The sequence below is a fragment of the Kitasatospora sp. NPDC056327 genome (assembly GCF_042261735.1).
Lineage (GTDB): Bacteria > Actinomycetota > Actinomycetes > Streptomycetales > Streptomycetaceae > Kitasatospora.
The window spans coordinates 1-4,926 of record NZ_JBHJRC010000436.1 but is presented as its reverse complement, the minus strand read 5'-3'; the positions used below and the strand labels follow the sequence as shown (position 1 = coordinate 4,926).

The window sequence follows — 4,926 nt, the reverse complement described above, 5'->3', positions numbered from 1 at the left end:
TTCCGGCTGTCTGTGCGCCGCCAGGGACTCGAACCCCGGACCCGCTGATTAAGAGTCAGCTGCTCTAACCAACTGAGCTAGCGGCGCCTGCTGACGTGGAAGACATTACCTGGTCAGCGGCCGAAACACACAATCGGCCCGGCGCCCCGGCGGCCCCCTCACGGGGTGAGGACGACCTTTCCCCGGACGTGCCCGGTGCCGACCAGCCGGTGGGCGTCGGCCGCCCGGCCCAGCGGGAAGGCGTCGGCGATCTCCACCCGCAGCCCGCCCGCCTCCCACAGGGCGACCAGTTCGGCCAGCCGGGCCGCGGTCCGCTCCCCCCGGATCCCCACGGCGCCCAGCCGCAGGGCGCCCGGGTAGTCGACCACCGTGCCGATCCGCGCCCGGTCGGCGACCAGTTCGACGGAGGCCTCCAGGGCCCCGCGCCCGGCCGCGTCGAAGGCCGCGTCCACCCCCTGCGGCGCCAGCGCCCGGACCCGCTCCACCAGGCCGTCGCCGTAGGTGACCGGGACGGCGCCCAGCTCCCGCAGGTAGCCGTGGTTGCGCCCGCTCGCGGTGCCGATCACCGTGGCGCCCCGGGCCCGGGCGAGCTGGACGGCGACCGTGCCGACCCCGCCGGCCGCGCCGTGCACCAGCACGGTGTCGCCCGGGCCGGCCCCCAGCACGGCGAGCGCGATGTGCGCGGTCTGCCCGGAGGCGGACAGCGCGCCGGCCTGCTCCCAGGGCATCCCGGCCGGCTTGCGCACCAGCCGGTCCGCGTCGACCGCGACCAGTTCGGCGGCGCAGCCCAGCAGCCGGAAGCCCAGCACCTCGTCGCCGACCGCCCAGCCGGCGGTGCCCTCCCCGAGCGCGTCGACCACCCCGGCGAACTCGTTGCCGGGTATCAGCCCGGGGACGAGTTCGACACCGGCGGGCGCCCGGCCCTCCCGGATCGCGAGGTCCACCGGCTGCACCCCGGCGGCGTAGACCCGGACCCGCACCTGGCCGGGGCCGGGGGAGGGGTCGGGCACCGCGGTCACCCGCAGCACCTCGGGGCCGCCGAACCGGGGGACGGTCACTGCCTTCATCGCGGGGCACTCCTGTCGTGTGCGGCCGTGGGCCGACGGGGCCGGCGGGTCCGGTCCGGCGGCACCCGGGCCTGCCGGGCCGGGGCCGCCGGACCGGACCCGGACCCCGATCCTCGGACCTCAACCGCCCTTGAGGTCAACCCCTGTCCGGCGTGTCGCCCCAGTTGGGATCATTGTCAGATTTATCCTCGACGGCGGCCCGGGCCATGTCCGGGCCGCACCCCCGTGCACCCGCCCCGCCACCGAGAGGACCTCCCCGTGGGCCAGCTGCCCCTGCTCTTCCTGGTGCTGCTCGCCTCCGTGGTGACCATGCCGCTGGCCCGCCGGACCGGCGTGCCCCAACCGGTGCTGATGACCCTGCTGGGCATCGCCATGGCCCTGGTCCCGCAGATCCCCGACATCGCCATCGAACCCGAGCTGATCCTGCCGCTGGTCCTGCCACCGCTGATCTTCGCCGTCGCCCGGCGCTCCTCGGTGCGCTACTTCAAGGCCAACATCCGCTCCATCCTGCTGCTCGCCGTCGCCCTGGTCGTGGTCACCACCGCAGCCGTGGCCGGCACCGTGCACTGGCTGCTGCCCGGCCTGCCGGTCGCCGCGGCCATCGCCCTCGGCGCCCTGGTCTCCCCGCCCGACCCGGTCGCCGCCGTCGCGGTCGCCGGCAGCGTCGGCCTGCCCCGCCGGCTGGTCGCCATCCTGGAGAGCGAGGGCCTGTTCAACGACGTCACCGCGATCGTCGTCTACACGCTCGCCATCGACGCCGTGGTCGGCGGCGACTTCTCCGGCGGCGGCGCCGTCCTGCGCTTCGTGCTCTCCGCGGTCCTCGCCGTCGTCATCGGCGTCGCCCTCGGCTGGGCCAACACCAGGATCGCCTCCTACCTGGAGGACCCCACCCAGCAGGTCGCGCTCAACCTGCTGGTCCCCTTCGCCGCCTACAGCCTGGCCGAGGAGATCCACGGCTCCGGCGTCCTCGCCGTCGTCGTCTGCGGCCTCTACCTCGCCGAGCGGGCCGTCGACGCCGACGCCGTCTCCTACCGGCTGGTCGGGAACGCCTTCTGGGAGATCGTCGAGATCCTCATCACCGGCGTCGCCTTCGGCCTGATCGGCCTCGAACTCGCCACCGTCCTCAAGGAGGCCGGCGCCGGCTGGACCGGCATGCTCGGCGACGCCGCCGTGGTGATCGGCGTCGTCGTGGTGGTCCGGCTGCTCTGGCTGCTCCCGGCCGGCTGGCTCTCCCGGAAGCTGCGCTCCGGCTCCGGGGAGGACACCCCGATCAGCTGGCAGGAGAGCGTGCTGCTCTGGTGGTCCGGGATGCGCGGCGTCGCCACCGTCGCCCTGGCCCTCGCCATCCCGCTCACCCTCGACTCCGGCGAGGCCTTCCCGGAACGCGGCCGGCTGGTCTTCATCGCCTTCAGCGTGGTGCTCTTCACCCTCCTGGTCCAGGGCCTCACCCTGCCCTGGCTGGCCAAGGCGTTCGAGCTGGACCTCGACCACGACCGGCACGAGCAGGAGGTCCGCCGGCTCTGGTGGCGGGCCGCCAAGGCCGGACTGCGGCGGCTCGGCGAACTGGAGGAGGCGGACAAGCTGCCCGCCGAGGTCGCCGACCGGCTGCGCGACCGTCAGCACGACCGGCTCGCCCGGCTCTGCCCCGAGAACTACGCCGAGGAGGAGGCCGCCGAGGCGAAGCAGCGGCTGGTCCAGTGGCGTGCGGCGCACAGCGTCGAACAGGAGATGATCGCCGCCTCCCGGCGCGAGATGCTGGTCGCCCGCGCCGAGGCCGGCGCCGACCCCGAACTCGTCGACCAGGTGCTCCGCGGGCTCGACCTGCGCTCCGAACGGAAGTGACGGACCGCCCGCCGCGGGCGCCGGACGGACCTGACCGGCCGTCCGTCCGGGCGACCCGGCGGCGGGTCGGGCGGACGGCCCGTGACGGCCGGACGGACACCCCGCGACGCCCGCCCCAACAGCGGGGGCCCCGACCGGACGCCGACGAACGGAATGTGCGCCCGGGGCCCCGGCGTTGCATAGGCTGGCCCCGGGCAAGGCCGTCAACGGAGTCGGCGCACCCCCAGTACCCGCACGACCTCGCGAAACCCTCCCGCCTGGCCCTGCCGGTATCTGCACCCAGACGAAACGAGGAGCCACCGATGTCGGAGACCCGCGCCGACGCCCGTACCCCGCTGGACCGCACCCCGCAGTGGGCCGCCCTCGCCAAGCACCGGGAGGAGTTCGGCGACACGCACCTGCGCACGCTGTTCGACGCCGACCCGGCGCGCGGCAGCCGCTACACCCTCCGGGTCGGCGACCTGTACGTCGACTACGCCAAGAACCTCGTCACCGACGAGACCCTGGCGCTGCTGCGCGAGCTGGCCTCGGCCACCGGCGTCGCCGCCCTGCGGGACGCCATGTTCCGCGGCGAGAAGATCAACACCACCGAGGACCGCGCCGTCCTGCACACCGCGCTGCGCGCCCCGCGCGACGCCGTGATCGAGGTCGACGGCGAGAACGTCGTCCCCGCCGTGCACGCCGTGCTCGACCGGATGGGCGCCTTCGCCGAGCAGGTCCGCAGCGGCGCCTGGCGCGGTCACACCGGCAAGCGGATCCGCACCGTCGTCAACATCGGCATCGGCGGCTCCGACCTCGGCCCCGCGATGGCCTACGAGGTGCTGCGCTCCTACGCCCAACGGGACCTCGACGTCCGCTTCGTCTCCAACGTGGACGGCGCCGACCTGCACGAGGCCGTCCGCGACCTGGACGCCGCCGAGACGCTCTTCGTCGTCGCGTCCAAGACCTTCACGACCATCGAGACCATCACCAACGCGGTCTCCGCCCGCAACTGGCTGCTCACCGAGCTGCACGCGGACACCGACGCGGTCGCCAAGCACTTCGTCGCGCTCTCCACCAACGCCCGGGGCGTCGCCGACTTCGGCATCGACACCGCCAACATGTTCGAGTTCTGGGACTGGGTGGGCGGCCGCTACTCCTACGACTCGGCCATCGGCCTCTCGCTGATGATCGCCATCGGCCCGGACGCCTTCCGCGAGATGCTGGACGGCTTCCACCTGGTCGACGAGCACTTCCGCACCGCCCCGCCGGAGGAGAACGTCCCGCTGCTGCTCGGCCTGCTCGGGGTCTGGTACGGCGCCTTCTTCGACGCCCAGGCGCACGCGGTGCTGCCGTACTCGCACTACCTGTCCAAGTTCACCGCCTACCTCCAGCAGCTGGACATGGAGTCCAACGGCAAGTCGGTGGACCGCGACGGCCGCCCGGTGGGCTGGCAGACCGGTCCGGTGGTGTGGGGGACCCCCGGCACCAACGGCCAGCACGCCTACTACCAGCTGCTCCACCAGGGCACCAAGGTCATCCCGGCCGACTTCATCGGCTTCGCCGAGCCGGTCGCCGACCTGCTGCCCGGCCTGGTCGCCCAGCACGACCTGCTGCTCGCCAACTTCTTCGCCCAGACCCAGGCGCTGGCCTTCGGCCGGACGCCGGAGGAGGTCGAGGCCGAGGGCGTGCCGGCCGGGCTGGTCCCGCACAAGACCTTCCGGGGCAACCACCCGACCACCACCGTGCTCGCCGCGGAGCTGACCCCCTCGGTGCTCGGCCAGCTGGTCGCCCTCTACGAGCACAAGGTGTTCGTCCAGGGCGCGGTCTGGAACATCGACTCCTTCGACCAGTGGGGCGTCGAGCTGGGCAAGGTGCTCGCCAAGCGGATCGAGCCGGTGCTGCTGACCGGTGAGGGCGCGGAGGCGCTGGACAGCTCCACCGCCGCGCTGGTCGCCCGCTACCGGGCGCTGCGCGGCCGCTGAGCCGGCGCACCGGTCCCGGGCCGTCCGCCCCGGCGGGCGGCCCGGCCGGGCCG

General features: G+C 74.0%; 3 protein-coding genes and 1 tRNA gene. 2 read left to right on the top strand and 2 right to left on the bottom strand.

What is annotated here, in order from left to right:
• Positions 1 to 13 precede the first annotated feature (13 nt).
• Positions 14 to 87 (bottom strand) — tRNA-Lys (locus ACFCX4_RS34715).
• 71 nt (positions 88 to 158) lie between these two features.
• Positions 159 to 1,067: an NADP-dependent oxidoreductase gene (locus tag ACFCX4_RS34710; protein ID WP_376151211.1), complete on the bottom strand. Its 909-nt coding sequence runs from the start codon at positions 1,065 to 1,067 to the stop codon at positions 159 to 161.
• Between the two features lie 258 nt (positions 1,068 to 1,325).
• On the opposite strand from ACFCX4_RS34710, the gene ACFCX4_RS34705 reads away from it, so the two are divergent.
• Both ACFCX4_RS34705 and pgi read left to right on the top strand, forming a co-directional pair.
• Positions 1,326 to 2,909, top strand: coding sequence for a Na+/H+ antiporter (locus tag ACFCX4_RS34705; protein WP_376151209.1), 1,584 nt, complete (start codon positions 1,326 to 1,328; stop codon positions 2,907 to 2,909).
• A gap of 302 nt (positions 2,910 to 3,211) precedes the next feature.
• The gene (pgi, locus tag ACFCX4_RS34700) at positions 3,212 to 4,873 is read left to right on the top strand and encodes a glucose-6-phosphate isomerase (protein ID WP_376151207.1); all 1,662 of its coding nucleotides are present in this window, start codon (positions 3,212 to 3,214) and stop codon (positions 4,871 to 4,873) included.
• The last annotated feature ends 53 nt before the right edge of the window (positions 4,874 to 4,926 follow it).